The sequence below is a fragment of the Caballeronia sp. AZ7_KS35 genome (assembly GCF_023631045.1).
Lineage (GTDB): Bacteria > Pseudomonadota > Gammaproteobacteria > Burkholderiales > Burkholderiaceae > Caballeronia > Caballeronia zhejiangensis.
In genome coordinates, this window is record NZ_JALQDV010000001.1 from 765,919 (window position 1) to 783,047 (window position 17,129).

Here is a 17,129-nt window from a genome sequence, read left to right on the forward strand (position 1 = left end):
CGGGAGACACGTCCATGGCCAAGTTCTTTATCGATCGCCCGATTTTCGCGTGGGTGATCGCCATCATTCTGATGCTCGCGGGTCTCGCGTCGGTGACGACGCTGCCCGTCGCGCAATATCCGACCATCGCGCCGCCCGCGATCCAGATTTCCGCGAACTATCCGGGCGCATCCGCTCAGACCGTCGAAAACACCGTCACGCAGGTGATCGAGCAGCAGATGAGCGGTCTCGACCATCTGCTGTATCTGTCCTCGACCTCCGATGACAGCGGCACCGCCACCGTCACGCTGACGTTCGCGGCCGGCACCAATGCCGACATCGCGCAGGTTCAGGTGCAGAACAAGCTGCAACTGGCCACGCCCAATCTGCCGGCCGTCGTGCAGCAGCTCGGCATCAGCGTGACCAAGTCGAGCAGCAGCTTCCTGCTCGTGCTGGCGTTCGTGTCCGAAGACGGCAGCATGAGCCGCGAAGACCTCGCGAACTACGTGGCGTCGCACGTGCAGGATCCGATCAGCCGGCTGAACGGCGTCGGCACCGTCACGCTCTTCGGCTCGCAGTACGCGATGCGAATCTGGCTCGATCCGAACAAGCTGACCAAATTCAGCCTGACGCCGGTCGACGTGCAGAACGCGCTGACTTCGCAGAACGTGCAGGTCGCGGGCGGCCAGCTCGGCGGCGTGCCCGCGGTGCCGGGCCAGTCGATGCAGGCGACCATCACCGAAGCGACGCTGCTGCGCACACCGGAGCAGTTCGGCAACGTGCTGCTGAAGGTGAATCAGGACGGCTCGCAGGTGCGTATCCGCGACGTGGCGCGCGTCGGTCTCGGCGGCGAGAACTACAACTTCGAGACGCAGTACAACGGCCGTCCGGCTGCCGGCTTCGGCATTCAGCTCGCGACCGGCGCGAACGCGCTCGCCACTGCGAATCTGGTGCGCGCGAAAGTCGACGAGCTCGCGAAGTTCTTCCCGCACGGTCTCGTCGTGAAGTATCCGTACGACACCACGCCGTTCGTGAAGCAGTCGATCGCCGACGTCGTCAAGACGCTCATCGAGGCCATCGTGCTGGTGTTCCTCGTGATGTACCTGTTCCTGCAGAACCTGCGCGCGACGCTCATTCCGACCATCGCCGTGCCGGTCGTGCTGCTCGGCACCTTCGCGATCATGGCGGCGGCGGGTTTCTCCATCAACACGCTGTCGATGTTCGGGCTCGTGCTCGCCATCGGCTTGCTGGTGGACGACGCGATCGTGGTCGTCGAAAACGTCGAGCGCGTGATGACCGAAGAGGGACTGTCGCCGAAGGAAGCCACGAAGAAGGCGATGAGTCAGATCACCGGCGCGCTCGTCGGCGTGGCGCTCGTGCTCGCGGCGGTGTTCGTGCCGGTGGCGTTCACGGGCGGCTCGGTCGGCGCGATCTATCGCCAGTTCTCGCTGACGATCGTCTCGGCGATGGGTCTCTCGGTGCTCACCGCGATGGTGCTCACCCCTGCGCTGTGCGCAACGATGCTCAAGCCGCACCCGGAAGGCCACACGGAAAAGACGACCGGCTTCTTCGGCTGGTTCAACCGCACGTTCGCGAAGAGCCAGGCGAAGTATCACGGCGGCGTGGCGCATGTCATCAGGCGTTCGGGGCGCTGGCTCGTCATCTATGTGGTGATCATCGTGGCGGTCGGCATGTTGTTCGCGCGTTTGCCGAAGGCGTTCCTGCCCGATGAAGACCAGGGCACGATGTTCGTGCTGGTGGCGACGCCCGCCGGCTCCACGCAGGAGATGACGCAGCGCGCGCTGGACGATGTCGCGGGCCATCTGCTGAAGAAGGAAAGCGCGCTCGTCGAGTCGGTGTTCACCGTGAACGGTTACAGCTTTGCCGGTCATGGCCAGAACTCCGGTCTCATCTTCGTGCGGCTGAAGGACTTCGCCCAGCGCACGAGCGCCAACGAGAAGGTGCAAGCGCTGGTGGGCCGCACGTACGGCGCGTTCGCGGGCTACAAGAACGCGCTCGTGTTTCCGGTGAATCCGCCGTCGATTCCCGAACTGGGCACGGCGTCGGGCTTCGACTTCGAACTTCAGGATCGCGCCGGTCTCGGCCACGAAAAGCTGATGCAGGCGCGCGCGATGCTCCTCGGCATGGCCGCGAAGGACGAGACGCTCGCGCAGGTCCGGCCGAACGGCCTGAACGACGCGCCGCAGTTCAAGGTGAACATCGACCGTCAGAAGGCGCTGGCGCAGGGCGTCGATCCGTCGAGCATCGACCAGACGTTCTCGATCGCGTGGGCGTCGAAGTACGTGAACAACTTCCTCGATACGGACAGCCGCATCAAGAAGGTGTACATGCAGAGCGATGCGCCGTTCCGCATGTCGCCGGAGAACATCAACAGCTGGTACGTACGCAACGCGTCGGGCTCGATGGTGCCGTTCTCGTCGTTCGCGACGACCGAATGGAGCTACGGCTCGCCCAAGCTCGAACGCTACAACGGCCTGTCGTCGATCGAAATCCAGGGTGTCGCGAAGCCGGGCAAATCCACCGGCGAGGCGATGGCCGCGATGGAAGCGCTCGCGGCGAAGCTGCCCGCGGGCATCGGCTACGAATGGACGGGGCTGTCGTATCAGCAGATCCAGTCCGGCTCGCAGGCGCCGATTCTTTACGGCATCTCGATCCTCGTCGTGTTCCTGTGTCTCGCGGCGCTGTACGAGAGCTGGTCGATTCCTTTCTCCGTGATCATGGTCGTGCCGCTCGGCGTGGTCGGCGCACTGCTCGCCGTGTCGCTGCGCGGACTGGAGAACGACGTGTTCTTCCAGGTCGGCTTGCTCACGACAGTGGGCTTGTCGGCGAAGAACGCGATTCTGATCGTCGAGTTCGCCCGCGATCTCCAGCTCTCGCAAAAGATGGGGCCGATCGAAGCGGCGCTCGAAGCGGCGCGCCTGCGCCTGCGTCCGATTCTCATGACATCGCTCGCGTTCATTCTCGGCACGATGCCGCTCGCGATCAGCAACGGCGCGGGCTCGGGCAGCCAGCACGCGATCGGCACGGGCGTGATCGGCGGCATGATGACCGCGACTTTCCTCGCCATTTTCATGGTGCCGATGTTCTTCGTCGTGGTGCGCTCGCGTTTCGGCGGCGACAAGGAGGACACGGATGCCGCGCTCGCGCGTTACGAAGCGCAGCGGCGCGCGCAACAGGGCAACGAAGGACACTGACATGCGTAGACTTTCCTTGATTGCAATGGCCGTCGCCGTACTGGCGACCGGCTGCACGATGGCGCCGAAGTACGAACGCCCCGCCGCGCCGGTGTCGGCGAATTTTCCGGCGCACGGCGTCTACGCGACGCAGCCGGTCGCGACGCCGGACGGCGCACGCAGCGCGAACGGCGTGGCCGCGGCCGATATCGGCTGGCGCGATTTCTTCGTCGATGCGCGTTTGCAGCGGCTCATCGACATCGCGTTGAAGAACAACCGTGACTTGCGCGTCGCGATGCTCAACGTGCAGGCCGCGCAGGCGCAGTATCAGGTCGTCACGACGCTTCTGCTTCCGTCCATCACCGCCGTGGGCGCGCAGTCGAAAACGCGCAAGCCCGACAATCTGTCGTTCTTGAATCAGACCATCTCGAATACCTACACGGTGGGCCTGAATGCGTCGTGGGAGATCGACCTGTTCGGTCGGGTGCAGAGCATGCGGAATCAGGCGCTCGCGAAATATTTCGCGACTGCCTATGCGCGCAAGGCTGCGGAGATTTCGCTCGTCTCGCAAGTGGCGGCGCAGTACCTTCAGGTCTTGCAGACGGACGACCTGCTGAAGGTGACGCATCAGACGCTGGCCAGCGCGAGCGAATCGTACCGGATCGTCAAGCTGCAATTCGACAACGGCGCCGCGTCGGAGCTGGACGTGAGCCAGGCGCAAACGGTGATGGAAGGCGCGGCGGCGAATCTGCAGGCGCAGGAGCGCGCGCGGGCGCAGGCCGTCAATGCGCTCGTGTTGCTGCTCGGCGAGCCGGTGCCCGACGATCTGCCGGGCGGCATGCCGCTCGACGGTCAAAACCTGCTCGCGGACATTCCTGCGGGTCTGCCGTCGGATTTGCTGCTGCGGCGGCCGGACATCATGGAGGCCGAACAGAATCTGCTCGCGGCGAATGCGAACATCGGCGCGGCGCGCGCAGCGTTCTTTCCGAACATTTCGCTGACCGGCATGCTCGGCACACTGAGCCCGACGCTCGGTGGTCTGTTCAAAGCGGGGTCGGCGGGATGGAGCTTTGCGCCGACCATCACCTTGCCGATCTACGGCGATCAGTTCGCGAATCTCGAGTACGCGAATATCCAGAAGAAGATCGAGATCGCCAATTACGAGAAGGCGATTCAATCCGCGTTCAAGGATGTCGCCGATGGTCTCGCCGCGCGCGGCACCTACGATCAGCAGATCGCCGCGCTCGTGCGCGATACGGCCGCGCAGCAACGCCGGCTGGAGTTGTCGACGCTGCGATACAAGCAGGGCGTCGACAGCTATCTCGGCGTGCTGACCGCGCAGCAGGACCTGTATTCGGCGCAGCAGACGCTGATTGCCGCGCGCACGCAGCGGTTGGCGAATCTCGTGACGTTGTATCAGGCGCTGGGAGGCGGGTGGATCGAGCGGACGGGCGATGCGCCGCGGGCGGCGGATGCGGGCTGACGCGCGGCCCTCGCTTCGATAAACAAAAAAACGCCGCGGCTCCCGCCGCGGCGCTCAACGCAAGCACAGCCCAAACTCCTCAGTGCGCGTCGCCCGCATGGGCCGCGCCTTCGAACTCATGCGCGGCTTCACGCGCATCGCGTTCGGCGTCGCGTTCCTTGCGCACGCCGTTGAACACGATGTTCAACACCACCGCCGACACCGACGCCAGCAGAATCCCGCTGTGAAGGATCGGCTCCAGCGCGTGCGGCAGTTGCGTGAAGAACTTCGGCGCGACGACCGGCACCATGCCCATCCCGACGCTCACCGCGACGATGAACAGGTTGTGCTGATTCTTCGAGAAGTCCACGCGCGACAGCGTCTTGATGCCGTTCGCCGCGACCATGCCGAACATCACGATGCCCGCGCCGCCGAGCACGAACGGCGGCACCGACGCCACCACCTGCGCCATTTTCGGAAAGAGGCCGAGCACGACGAGAATCACGCCGCCTGTCGCGCAGACGAAGCGGCTCTTCACGCCCGTCACGCCGATCAAACCGACGTTCTGCGAAAACGACGTATGCGGGAACGAGTTGAAGATGCCGCCGATCAGCGTGCCGAGACCGTCGACACGCAAGCCGCGCACGAGCGCCTTCTGGTCGACCGGACGCTCGACGAGATCGCCGACCGCGAGGAACATGCCCGTCGATTCGATGAACGTCACGAACATGACGATGACCATCGTCGCGACGGAGAGCGCATCGAAATGCGGCATGCCGAAGTGGAACGGCAGCACGATGCCGACCCACGGCGCGTGCGCGACGCCGTCCATGTCGACGCGGCCGAGCATCGCGGCGATCACGAAGCCGACGACGATCCCGAGCAGCACCGAAATATTCGCGATGAAACCTCGCGCGAACTTGTTGATGAGCAGAATCAGCGACAACACGACGAGCGACAGCAGCAGGAAGACCGGATTGCCGTAGTCGGGATTGCCGATACCGCCCGCCGCCCAGTTGATGCCCACGCCCATCAGCGAGAGGCCGATCACCGCGATCACCGTGCCGACCACGACCGGCGGGAAGAAGCGCAGGAGCTTGCCGATCATCGGCGCGAGGACGATGCCGATCACGCCCGCCGCGATGGTCGCGCCGAACACGTCGAGAATGCCGAGCGAAGGATTCGTGCCGATCGCGACCATCGGGCCGACGGCGGCGAAGGTGCAGCCCATGATGACGGGCAGGCGAATGCCGAAGATCCACAGGCCGAGCGTCTGGATCAGCGTGGCGACGCCGCACGAGAACAGATCCGCGCTGATGAGAAACGCGACCTGATCTTTCGGCAGGCCCATCGCGGCGCCGAGGATCAGCGGCACCGCCACCGCGCCCGCGTACATCACCAGAACGTGCTGGATGCCGAGCGTCAGCAGTTGACCGGCGGGGAGCCGTTCGTCGCACGGATGCACCGACGGGTTCACCGAACTTGAAGCCATGTCTCTCTCCTATGTCTACTTCCATTTGAATGGCCTCCAAGTTAAGTGCATCGGCAACCATGAACAAGACCACGCGGCGCTATACGTCGCGTTCGCGTGCCGATATGGGTCTCGCGCGCCGCGAGCGGCGCAAACGTGCGAACGGCCCTGTCACAAGGGGTTTGACGCAAATCAAGGGAAATTCGTCGCCTGACGGAAGGCCGCGATCTTCGGACGGTCGTTATGATGTGCATCACGCCCCGCGTATAGTCCATTTTTCACGTTCATCGCGCGATGGCGGGGTTAACCCCCGTTTTACGCGTTTTCCCTAACGCCTTTTCAGACTCGGAATCCCATGCGTTTTTTAGGCATCGATCTCGGCACGGGCTCCCTCAAGCTCGCGATCGTCGATGAAGCCGGACGCGACATCGCGTCGTCGAGTGCGGCGTACGCGGTGACGAGCGCGCAGCCCGGCTGGGCCGAAACCAGCGTCGATGCGTGGCATGCCGCGCTCGTCGACGCAGCATCGCGTTTGCCCGCCAACGAGCGTCAAGCGGTGCGCGGCATCGGCTTTTCGGGGCAGATGCACGGCGTCGTTTTGACCGACGCGCATGGCCACGCGCTTCGCCCCGCGATGCTGTGGCCCGACACCCGTGCCCGCGATCTGCTCGACGCGTGGCGCGAGCCGCAGCCGAATCCGGTCGCGCCCGGCATGGCGGGGCCGTTGCTGCGCTGGCTCGCATCGAACGAACCGCGGATCGCGGCGCAAACGCGCTGGGCCTTGCAGCCGAAAGACTGGCTGCGCGCGAAGCTCGGCGGCGCGTTCGTCACCGATGCATCCGATGCGTGCGCGACCGCGCTCGCCGCGCCATCGGGCGAATGGGACGAGGCGCTGATCGACCGGCTCGGCTTGCCGCGCGCGTGGTTCGCGCCGCTCGCGGCATCGCATGAAGTCGGCGGCGCGTTGTCTGCGGCGTCGGCGTCCGCGCTCGGTCTCGAAGCGGGCATTCCGATGGCCGTCGGCGCCGGCGATACGCCGTGCGCTGCGCTCGGCAGCGGCCTTTGCGCCGATGGCGACGCGCTCCTCACCACCGGCACCGGCGGGCAGATCGTCGTCATGTGCGCCGACGCGCCCGCGCCCGTGCACGGCCTGCACACGTATCGCGCGGCCAACGGCGCGTGGTATCGCATGGCGGCGATGCAGAACGTCGGCGTCGCGCTGGAAGCGGTGCGCGGCTGGCTCGGTTACGCATCGTGGCCCGACGCCTACGACGACGCCTTCGCCGCGTCCGCGAGTGCATCGGTGAGTTTTCTGCCGTATCTGAGCGGCGAACGCTCACCATGGATGAACCCGAACGCGCGCGGCGGCTGGCTCGGACTCGGCCTCGAGGACACGCGCGGCACGATGATGCGCGCCGCGTTCGAGGGCGTGGCATTCGCATTGCGTGCGGGACTCGACGCGATTCGCGCCAACGGCACGCCGCTCGATGCGATGCTGCTCGCGGGGGGCGGCTCCGTCGATCCGCGCTGGCGGCAGTTGCTCGCCGATGCATTGCGCGTCGAGCTGCGCGCCGTCGATTGCCCGAACGCGGCGACGCGAGGCGCGGCGCTGCTCGGCGGCATCGCGGCGGGGCAGTGGCGCATCGGCGATATCGCTTCGCTCGCACCGAAGTCGACGCTCGCCGCGACGCCGCGTCCGAATCCGTCGCTCGATCAGCGGCTCGCCCGTTTCATCGATCTGTACCGGCGCACCGAAGACTGGTTCGCGATCGGGCGCGAGTCCGCTTAAACTTGCGTGCCTTGGATCCCGACGCCATGCGCGCCGGGGAGTATGAAGCGACGCTTCATATGAGCGGTAACTGAAGCTCGCTTCGTCACGACAACATCGAACTCAGCCATGCCCGCACCGTCACCGTCACATCCCGATTTCCGCTCGCGCGCGTTCCTGCTCGATCACGCGCTGCGCACGATGACCTTCTATCATCCGCACTGCATGGACCCGGCGGGCGGCTTCTACCACTTCTACAAGAACGACGGCACGATCTACGACCGCACGTCGCGTCATCTCGTGTCGAGCACCCGCTTCGTCTTCAACTATGCGATGGCCTACAAGCACTTCGGCCTCGACGAATATCGCGGCGGCGTGGCGCATGGCATCGAATATCTGCGCGCGGTTCATCGCAATCCGCAGACGGGCGGCTATGCGTGGACGTTGAACGGCCGCGACGTCACGGATGCAACGAATCATTGCTATGGCCTCGCGTTCGTCGTGCTCGCGTATGCGAAGGCGGTCGAAGCCGGATTCGACGAAGCGCGCGCGTATCTCGACGAAACCTGGCATCTGATGGAGACGCACTTCTGGGACGCGCAGCACGGCCTTTACAAGGACGAGGCGAGCGCGGACTGGCAAGTGTCCGACTATCGCGGGCAGAACGCGAACATGCATACGTGCGAAGCGCTGCTCGCCGCGTTCGAAGCGACCGGAGAAGCGCGCTATCTCGATCGCGCGGCGCTGCTCGCGGACAACATGGTGAATCGGCAGGCCGCGCTCGCGGGCGGGCTCGTGTGGGAACACTACAAGCCGGACTGGTCGATCGACTGGGACTACAACAAGGGCGATCGCAGCAATATTTTCAGGCCGTGGGGCTTTCAGCCTGGGCATCAGACGGAATGGGCGAAGCTGCTGCTGATCCTCGATCGTCATCGGCCGGAGGCGTGGCACGTCACGCGTGCGCGCGAGCTGTTCGACCGCGCGCTGCAATTGTCGTGGGATCACGAGCACGGCGGCATGGTCTATGGCTTCGACACCGAAGGCAAGTTCTACGACGAAGACAAGTATTTCTGGATTCAGGCGGAATCGTTCGCGGCGGCCGCGCTGCTCGCGGATCGCGCGCAACGCGATGGCGACGCGGCGCTTGCCGCGCGTTACTGGAACGATTACGACCGCCTGTGGACTTATAGCTGGGAGCATTTCGTCGATCACAAGTGGGGTGCGTGGTATCGCATTCTCACGCGCGACAATCGCCAGTACAGCGACGAGAAAAGCCCGGCGGGCAAGACGGACTATCACACGATGGGCGCATGCTACGAAGTCCTGAATATCGTGCGCTGAAACAATCACAACCTTGGGAGTCAGACGATGAAAACGAAAGCAGCAATCGCATGGGAAGCCGGCAAGCCGTTGACGATCGAAGAGGTCGATCTCGAAGGTCCGCGCGCGGGCGAAGTGCTGATCGAGGTGAAGGCGACGGGCATCTGCCACACCGATTACTACACGCTCTCCGGCGCGGATCCGGAAGGCATTTTCCCCGCGATTCTCGGGCATGAAGGCGCGGGCGTCGTCGTCGATGTCGGGCCGGGCGTCGGCACGTTGCGAAAAGGCGATCACGTCATTCCGCTCTACACACCGGAATGCCGCGAGTGCAAGTTCTGTCTGTCGCGCAAGACCAATCTCTGCCAGAAGATTCGCGCGACGCAAGGCAAAGGCCTCATGCCCGATGCGACTTCGCGCTTCTCGCTCGATGGCAAACCGCTGTTCCATTACATGGGGACGTCGACGTTTTCGAATTACATCGTCGTGCCGGAGATCGCGGTGGCGAAAGTGCGCGAGGACGCGCCGTTCGACAAGATCTGCTATATCGGTTGCGGCGTGACGACGGGCGTCGGCGCGGTCGTGTATTCGGCGAAGGTGGAAGCGGGCGCGAATGTCGTCGTATTCGGGCTGGGCGGCATCGGCCTGAACGTGATTCAGGGCGCGAAGATGGTCGGCGCGGACAAGATCATCGGCGTCGATATCAATCCGGGCCGCGTCGAGCTCGCGAAGAAGTTCGGCATGACGCACTTCATCAACCCGAAGGAAGTGGAGAACGTCGTCGATCACATCGTGCAATTGACCGATGGCGGCGCGGATTATTCGTTCGAATGCGTCGGCAATACCACGCTCATGCGTCAGGCGCTCGAATGCACGCACAAGGGCTGGGGCCAGTCGTTCATCATCGGCGTGGCGGCGGCGGGGCAGGAAATCAGCACGCGTCCGTTCCAACTCGTCACGGGCCGCGAATGGAAGGGCTCGGCGTTCGGCGGCGCGCGCGGCCGCACGGATGTGCCGAAGATCGTCGACTGGTACATGGAAGGCAAGATCAACATCGACGATCTGATCACGCATCATCTGAAGCTGGAGCAGATCAACGACGGCTTCGACCTGATGAAGAAGGGCGAGTCGATTCGTTCCGTCGTCATCTATTGAGCTACTGAGCGAGGAAAACGCGATGCTGGAACTCGTGGAAGAACATCGTTGTTTCGATGGCGTGCAGCGCATCTATCGGCATGAATCGCAGACTGTCGGCCTGCCGATGCGCTTTTCCGTCTTTTTGCCTGCTGCCGCGTCTTCTTCGAAGGTGCCGGCGTTGTTTTATCTCGCCGGCCTGACTTGCACCGAAGAGACGTTCCCGATCAAGGCGGGCGCGCAACGTTACGCGGCGGAGCACGGCATCGCGCTGATTGCGCCGGATACTTCGCCGCGTGGCGCGGATATTCCGGGCGAGACGGATTCGTGGGATTTCGGCGTCGGCGCGGGGTTTTATGTCGATGCAACGCGCGAGCCTTGGGCGCGGCGTTATCGCATGTACTCGTATGTGACGCAGGAGTTGCGCGAGACAGTTCTCGCGGAGTTGCCGGTGCGAGAGGATCGTATCGGCATCTTCGGGCATTCGATGGGCGGGCACGGGGCGCTCGTGCTCGCGTTGCGCAATCCGGATCTTTATCGGAGTGTGTCGGCGTTTGCGCCTATTGCGGCGCCGTCGCAGTGTCCGTGGGGCGTGAAAGCGTTTTCTGGCTATCTCGGCGATGATCGTTCGGCGTGGGCGCAGTACGATGCGAGCGAGTTGATTCTCGGCGATGCGGCTGCCCGGTTCGAAGGCGGGATTCTCATCGATCAGGGACTGGCGGATCAGTTTCTCGCCGAGCAGTTGCACCCTGATGTCTTGGAGCGCAATGCGCGTGATGCCGGACACAGTTTGATCGTGCGGCGGCATGAAGGCTATGACCACGGGTATTTCTTTATTTCTACCTTCGTCGGGGAGCATGTCGCGCATCATGCGCGGGTTTTGTGTCGGTGAGGTTTGGTCTTCTTTTTGTTGCCGGATCCCGTGATCGTGTCGGTCTATTAGCGTTGCCCCTGTGCGGGGCGGCATTGCTGACAGACCGACGCGATCACGGGCTCCAGCGAAGAAATCAATTCCCCCGCTTTCCCAACAGGCTCGCCCCATAAACAACCGCAGCCAGCATAGTGATCCAGAAACTAGTAGGCCAATCGGTATAGAAGGCGAGCGTAAGCCCAACCCAAGCCTGTGCGAGTGCAAACAGCGCCGCAAGCACGAGCCCTGACGACAATCGCGTCGTGACGTTCTGCGCCGCCGCCGCGGGCCCGACCATCAACGCAAAAACGAGCAGCACCCCGACGATCTGCGTGCAAGCCGCGACTGCCAGCGCGGTGATCGCGAGAAACATCACGGAGACGAGCCGCAACGACACGCCCTTGGCCTCCGCGAGCTCCGGCTGCAAGGACGCAAACAACAAAGGCCGCATGATGACCGCAAGCGCACCGAGGCTGACGACAGCGAGCCCGGCAAGCACGACCAGCGTGTCATGGCTCACGCCAAGCACGTTGCCGAACAGAAGCGCAGTAGCCTGAGTCGCATACGCGGTGAAGAAGTGCAGAAACAGCAACCCGAACCCGAGCGAGAGAGAAAGAATCACGCCGATGGCCACATCGCGGCCCGAGAGCCGCTCGCCGAGCGCACCCATCCCGACGCCCGCCGCGAGCGTGAATCCGACCATCCCCCAGAGCGGCGGCATGCCGAGCAGCACCGCGCCCGTCGCGCCGGTAAAGCCGACGTGCGATAACGCGTGACCCGCGAAGGTCTGTCCGCGCAGCACGAGAAAATACCCGACGATCCCCGACAGCACCGCGACGATCCCCGACGCCGCGAATGCATTCACCATGAAGTCGTATTCGAACATTGCGCTTTCTATTTGACGTGACTGTGGCTGTGGCCGTGATCGTGCTCATGGCCGTGATCGTGTTCATGCTCGTGCTCTCCGCCTTCCTCGTGCGCGTGATCGAGCTTGTCGATTTCGACATCGCCCGACATCACGAAGATGCGGCCGTTCACGCGCATCACGTCGATGGGCGAGCCGTACAGACGCGAGAGCACCGGCTTCGAAATGACTTCATCGACAGTGCCGAGCGCCGCGCGCCCGCTGCCGAGATAAAGCACGCGGTCGAGCGAATTGAGCAGCGGATTGAGTTCGTGCGCCGAGAACAGCACGGTGATGTTTAACTCGCGCTGCACCCGCCGCACGAGTTCGACGACCCCCGTCTGATGCCGTGGATCGAGGCTGATCAGCGGCTCGTCGAGCAGCAACAGACGCGGATTGCCGAGCAGACACTGCGCGAGCAAAAGACGCTGGCGCTCGCCGCCCGACAACTCCGACAACGGACGCGAAGCAAGCTGATGCGCGCCGACGAGCTCCAGCACGCGCTCGACATCCGCACGGATGCGGGCATTGCGATGCGGCAGTCCCCAGTGATGACCATCCGCGGCCATCGCGACGAAATCGCGGCCGAGCACGCGCCGGTTCGCGAGACCCGTGCGTATCTGCGGCATATAGCCGATCGACGGATTGCCGCGCACGACCGCTTCGCCATTCACGCGAATCGTCCCGCTCTTCACAGGCACGAGTCCGAGCAGGGCGCGCATCAGCGTGGTCTTGCCCGCGCCGTTCGGCCCGAGCACGCCGATGAACTCGCCGTTCTTCACCGTGAAACTCGCGTCGTTGAGAATCTCGCGCCCGCCGAGCGCGAGCGTCACGCGATCGACTTCGAGCGCGGGCTGCATCGTCGCATTCATCGCTGCCATCCTTGCAAGGCGCCCGCTAGCGAGTCGAGCTGCGACTGCATCCATTGCTGATACGTCTTCTTCGCGGGCAAAGTCTCCGTCACGCTGATGCTCGGCACATGCGCGTCCTTCGCGATGTCGAGCAGACGCTTCGTCAGCGCGCCCGTCGCCTGGCTGTTGTAGATGAGCACATGCACGCGACGCTCGCGCAGATCCTTCTCGAACGCGGCGATGTCGGCGGGACTCGGCTCGGTCTCGTTCATCGACGCGAGCTGGAAGCGCTGGTTGCGCATCTCGAAGCCGATCGCATCGGCCATGTAGCCGAACACCGGCTCGGTCGCCGTCACGGGCACGCCCTTGTAATGCGACTTCATCTGCGCGACGGTCGCGTCGATCGGTTTCATCGAATCGAGGAACGCTGCGAGGCGCGCGTCGTAATCGCTCTTGTGCGACGGGTCCGCGCTCACGAGATACGCGCTCACCGCCTTCGCGACGACGGGCATCGTCGCCGGGTCGTACCAGAGGTGCGGATTGTCGCCGCCCTTCTTGCCGACGAGCTTCGCCGCGACGATCGCCGTGCGCTTGCCATTGCTCTTGGATGCCGCGAGCAGCTTGTCCATCCACGGATCGTAATCCGCGCCGTTATAGACGACGAGCGCCGCGTGCTGCAACGTGCGCGCGGTCTTGGGACTGGCTTCGAAGAGATGCGGGTCTTCGTCCGGATTGTTGAGGATGCTCGTCACCTGCACGTGATCGCCGCCGAGCTGGCGAATGACGTCGCCGTAAAAGTTCTCCGCCGCGACGACCGGCACGCGCGCGGTCTGTGCCGATGCCGCGCTGCAAAAGCCGAGCGCGAGGGCGAAGCAGGTCAGGACGTGCGCGAGTTTCATCGATTTCCTTGCAAGTGAGATGTTCTTGAGACGCGGCGATTCAGACATCGCGATGTTTTCGCTGGCAATCGGCGCACAGCCCGCTCAACTCCACGACCTGGTGATGCACCTGAAAGCCGTGCGCGGGCGGGCTCGCCGACAGCGACGATGCGAGTTCGCGGCCCTGAATTTCGAGCGTCGCGCCGCATTCGTCGCAGATGAGGAACTGGCTCTCGTGAGGCTTGCCGGCATCGCAACACGCGATGAACGCGTTCTTCGATTCGATGCGATGCACGAAGCCGTTATCGACGAGAAACTCCAGCGCGCGATACACCGTGGTCGGCGGCACGCGCGCGCCGCGTTGCGGCTCCATCGCGTCGATGAGGTCATAGGCGCCGATCGGCTTGTGCGCCTTCAGCACGAGTTCGTAGACCTGACGGCGCAGCGGCGTCAGCGCGACGCCGCGCTCGATAGCGAGCGCCTCGGCGCGCGCCAGCATGTTTTCGACGGATGCGGTCATGTGATATCGGCCACGCAGAGGTGGCTGCAAAAGGTTGAAGCGCGAGCGAGGGCCGCTCGTCGGACGTTTGGGCGATGATATAACGTATCACGTTCCGTTGCACATTCGCGCACGCTTTATTTTCGGCGGCCGCGGTACGCCTTTTGCTCTCGCGCGCTTGCCGGACGGGGTTTTCCCGAGGTTTTGCGATGTTTGCGCGTCGCAGCATCGAAAGCTGTGTTGACACCTTGACACGATCACGCGCAGCGCCGATCATTCGATCAAACAGAGAGCAATTGTTCATTCGCGGAGCGTTCGCTCGCCGCGAGGGACAAAAAACTATCGGAGACATCGGTGAGATTGAGAGACAAGGTCGCGATCATCACGGGCGCCGCGAGCGGCATCGGCGAAGCAGTTGCGCGGCGCTATCTGGAAGAAGGCGCGAACGTCGTCGTCGTGGATGTGAAGAACGAAGACGCCATGGCCCAGCGCTTCGCGGACGTGGCCGACCGCGTGCTCGCGCTGAAGGCCGACGTCACGCAGCGCGACGACATCGCACGCATCGTGACGCGCACCGTCGAACGTTTCGGCGGCATCGACATTCTCTTCAACAACGCGGCGCTTTTCGACATGCGCCCGATCCTCGACGAATCCTGGGACGTCTATGACCGCCTCTTCGCGGTCAACGTCAAAGGGATGTTCTTTCTGATGCAGGCGGTCGCGCAGCGCATGGTCGAGCAGGGGCGCGGCGGCAAGATCATCAATATGTCATCGCAGGCCGGGCGGCGCGGCGAAGCGCTCGTGTCGCATTACTGCGCGACCAAGGCGGCGGTCATCAGCTATACGCAATCGGCGGCGCTCGCGCTCGCGAAAGAGCGCATCAACGTGAACGGCATCGCGCCGGGCGTCGTCGACACACCGATGTGGAAGGAAGTCGACGCGCTCTTCGCGCGTTACGAGAATCGTCCGCTCGGCGAGAAGAAACGGCTCGTCGGCGAAGAAGTGCCGCTTGGACGCATGGGCGTGCCCGACGATCTGACGGGCGCGGCGCTCTTTCTGGCGTCATCGGATTCAGATTACATCACCGCGCAGACGCTCAATGTCGACGGCGGCAACTGGATGAGCTGACGCGCCGCACGCGCGCCACGCAGCTTGAAGCGCGGGAAGCACCGTCTATAGTGAAACGGCGTCGAGTCGATGGCGCCAAGTCGGCGAAGGCAAGGGCGGCAACAAGGATAACCCCGGCAACCACGCGATCCACGATCGCGCACCCTCAAAAAGCAGGCAGCGGCATCCACGGCGCTTGCGTCATGCAGCGAGACCATCACGGCGCCCGTGCCAACAAAAAGGAGACGAACTCAATGAAACGCACTCAACGCATCGTTCGAGCACAACCGCGCGCGCGTCGCGCTCCGTTCGCGACCGCGGCGCTGTCCGCCGCGCTTGCAGCGGCCGCGCTCGTGCCGCTGTCGGGGCATGCCGCGACGACCATCACCATCGCGACGCTGAACAATCCGGACATGATCGAGCTGAAGAAGCTCGCGCCGGCGTTCGAAAAGGCCAATCCGGACATCCAGCTGAAATGGGTGATTCTCGAAGAGAACGTGCTGCGCCAGCGCGCCACGACCGACATCACGACCAACAGCGGCCAGTTCGACGTCATCACCATCGGCACGTACGAAGCACCGCAGTGGGGCAAGCGCGGCTGGCTCTCGCCGATGACCGGCCTGCCCGCCAACTACGATCTCGACGATGTCGTGAAGACCGCGCGTGACGGCCTCTCGTCGGGCGGCGTGCTGTATGCGCTGCCGTTCTACGTCGAAAGTTCGATGACGTACTACCGCAAGGATCTGTTCCAGGCCGCGGGACTGAAGATGCCCGATCAGCCGACCTACGACCAGATCAAGCAGTTCGCCGACAAGCTCACCGACAAGTCCAAAGGCCAGTACGGCATCTGCCTGCGCGGCAAGGCGGGCTGGGGCGAGAACATGGCGTACGTGTCGACGGTCGTGAACACGTTCGGCGGCGAGTGGTTCAACGAGAAGTGGCAGGCGCAGCTCGACACGCCCGAATGGAAGAAGGCAGTCGGCTTCTACGCCGATCTGCTGAAGAACGACGGCCCGCCGGGAGCGAGCTCGAACGGCTTCAACGAGAACCTCACGCTGATGTCGTCCGGCAAGTGCGCGATGTGGATCGATGCGACGGTCGCGGCAGGCATGCTCTACAACAAGTCGCAATCGCAGGTGTCGGACAAGATCGGCTTCGCGGCCGCGCCCGTCGCCGTCACGCCGAAGGGCTCGCACTGGCTGTGGTCGTGGTCGCTCGCGATCCCGAAGACGTCGAAGCAGCAGGAAGCCGCGAAGAAGTTCGCCGCGTGGGCGACGTCGAAGGAATACATCGAGATGGTCGGCAAGGACGAAGGCTGGGCATCGGTGCCGCCGGGCACGCGCAAGTCGACCTACGCGCGCCCCGAGTACAAGCAGGCCGCGCCCTTCGGCGACTTCGTGCTGAAGGCGATCGAAACCGCCGATCCGAACGATGCGACGCTGCACAAGGTGCCGTATAGCGGCATCCAGTTCGTCGGCATTCCGGAGTTCCAGTCGTTCGGCACGGTGGTCGGCCAGTCGATCGCGGGCGTCGTCGCCGGACAGACGAGCGTCGATCAGGCGTTGAAGGCCGCGAATGCCGCGGCGGATCGCGCCGTGAAGCAAGCGGGCTATCAGAAGTAATTCCTGTGGTAACGGGCCGCGTCGCCT

13 protein-coding genes are annotated in these 17,129 nt (G+C 64.0%); 8 read left to right on the plus strand and 5 right to left on the minus strand.

The window, feature by feature from the left end; all coding sequences use genetic code 11:
• Positions 1-14: 14 nt before the first annotated feature.
• Entirely contained in the window at positions 15-3,194 is a 3,180-nt protein-coding gene (locus NCT05_RS03690; protein WP_250501761.1) for an efflux RND transporter permease subunit, read from the plus strand.
• 1 nt (position 3,195) lies between these two features.
• Entirely contained in the window at positions 3,196-4,656 is a 1,461-nt protein-coding gene (locus NCT05_RS03695) for an efflux transporter outer membrane subunit (RefSeq protein ID WP_175979857.1), read from the plus strand.
• 79 nt (positions 4,657-4,735) lie between these two features.
• Here NCT05_RS03695 and NCT05_RS03700 read toward each other — a convergent pair whose 3' ends face one another.
• Positions 4,736-6,127 carry a nucleobase:cation symporter-2 family protein gene (locus NCT05_RS03700; protein WP_008351297.1) on the minus strand — a complete coding sequence of 464 codons (1,392 nt, stop codon included), beginning with the start codon at positions 6,125-6,127 and terminating at the stop codon, positions 4,736-4,738.
• Positions 6,128-6,461: 334 nt separating this feature from the next.
• Between NCT05_RS03700 and NCT05_RS03705 the strand changes: the two genes are divergently transcribed.
• The 4 genes from NCT05_RS03705 (at position 6,462) to fghA (ending at position 11,223) form a co-directional block, all read left to right on the plus strand.
• Positions 6,462-7,895, plus strand: coding sequence for a xylulokinase (locus NCT05_RS03705; RefSeq protein WP_250501762.1), 1,434 nt, complete (start codon positions 6,462-6,464; stop codon positions 7,893-7,895).
• A gap of 108 nt (positions 7,896-8,003) precedes the next feature.
• Entirely contained in the window at positions 8,004-9,218 is a 1,215-nt protein-coding gene (locus tag NCT05_RS03710) for an AGE family epimerase/isomerase (protein WP_250501763.1), read from the plus strand.
• Positions 9,219-9,245: 27 nt separating this feature from the next.
• The gene (locus NCT05_RS03715) at positions 9,246-10,352 is read left to right on the plus strand and encodes an S-(hydroxymethyl)glutathione dehydrogenase/class III alcohol dehydrogenase (RefSeq protein ID WP_008351283.1); all 1,107 of its coding nucleotides are present in this window, start codon (positions 9,246-9,248) and stop codon (positions 10,350-10,352) included.
• Positions 10,353-10,374: 22 nt separating this feature from the next.
• On the plus strand, positions 10,375-11,223 hold the full coding sequence (fghA, locus tag NCT05_RS03720) for an S-formylglutathione hydrolase (RefSeq protein ID WP_250501764.1): 849 nt from the start codon (positions 10,375-10,377) through the stop codon (positions 11,221-11,223).
• Between the two features lie 115 nt (positions 11,224-11,338).
• On the opposite strand, the gene NCT05_RS03725 is transcribed toward fghA, so the two are convergent.
• Genes NCT05_RS03725 through NCT05_RS03740 form a run of 4 tightly spaced genes read right to left on the minus strand, consistent with a single transcriptional unit; the run spans position 11,339 to position 14,394 of the window.
• Positions 11,339-12,127, minus strand: coding sequence for a metal ABC transporter permease (locus NCT05_RS03725; protein ID WP_034474383.1), 789 nt, complete (start codon positions 12,125-12,127; stop codon positions 11,339-11,341).
• Positions 12,128-12,135: 8 nt separating this feature from the next.
• Positions 12,136-13,017, minus strand: coding sequence for a metal ABC transporter ATP-binding protein (locus NCT05_RS03730; protein ID WP_008351261.1), 882 nt, complete (start codon positions 13,015-13,017; stop codon positions 12,136-12,138).
• The gene (locus NCT05_RS03735) at positions 13,014-13,895 is read right to left on the minus strand and encodes a metal ABC transporter solute-binding protein (RefSeq protein WP_250501765.1); all 882 of its coding nucleotides are present in this window, start codon (positions 13,893-13,895) and stop codon (positions 13,014-13,016) included. Before NCT05_RS03735 ends, NCT05_RS03730 begins: the two co-directional genes overlap by 4 nt.
• A gap of 40 nt (positions 13,896-13,935) precedes the next feature.
• Positions 13,936-14,394: a Fur family transcriptional regulator gene (locus tag NCT05_RS03740; protein ID WP_008351259.1), complete on the minus strand. Its 459-nt coding sequence runs from the start codon at positions 14,392-14,394 to the stop codon at positions 13,936-13,938.
• Between the two features lie 333 nt (positions 14,395-14,727).
• Here NCT05_RS03740 and NCT05_RS03745 point away from each other — a divergent pair, with 333 nt between their 5' ends.
• A complete protein-coding gene (locus tag NCT05_RS03745; RefSeq protein WP_250456557.1) occupies positions 14,728-15,501 on the plus strand; it encodes an L-iditol 2-dehydrogenase in 774 nt (257 codons plus the stop codon).
• A gap of 233 nt (positions 15,502-15,734) precedes the next feature.
• Positions 15,735-17,102: an ABC transporter substrate-binding protein gene (locus NCT05_RS03750; protein WP_008351257.1), complete on the plus strand. Its 1,368-nt coding sequence runs from the start codon at positions 15,735-15,737 to the stop codon at positions 17,100-17,102.
• The last annotated feature ends 27 nt before the right edge of the window (positions 17,103-17,129 follow it).